Source organism: Saccharothrix sp. ST-888, from assembly GCF_000955975.1.
Taxonomy (GTDB): Bacteria; Actinomycetota; Actinomycetes; order Streptomycetales; family Streptomycetaceae; genus Kitasatospora.
In genome coordinates this window covers 1-343 of record NZ_JYJF01000650.1, presented here as the reverse complement: position 1 = coordinate 343, position 343 = coordinate 1, and the positions used below count along the sequence as shown (strand labels likewise).

Below are 343 nucleotides of genomic sequence, written 5' to 3'. Positions count from 1 at the left end.
CGGTAGTCCGTACGTCCGGCGGTCGCCGGGAGGACGCGGCGGTCGAGCCGGATTCGCTGCCGCGCCGACGGGTGCCGGGACCGGGGGCCACAACATGGCTTCGGGCACCTCCGGCCAGCCGGACACGAAGCCGAGCCGCAATCCCGGTCGGCGGCCCGACCCAACCGCGCCCGATGCTACCCGGGCAAACCCGGGGCGGTACGTCTACTGCACCCTCCCCGCCCGCGTTCCCGCCGGGTTGCGGCCGGTGGTGACGGTCTCCGAGCCGGAGGGGCCGACCGTCGTGGTGCCGCAGGAGGAGGCCGACGCGCTCGGGCTGCGATACGAGTTCGTGGCCGCCTGG

1 protein-coding gene is annotated in these 343 nt (G+C 75.5%); it reads left to right on the top strand.

Features of this window, described 5'->3' with window-relative positions; all coding sequences use genetic code 11:
• Positions 1–94: 94 nt before the first annotated feature.
• Positions 95–343 (top strand): ACT domain-containing protein (locus UK12_RS45405; RefSeq protein WP_045307101.1); only part of this gene is annotated, 249 nt, incomplete at its 3' end.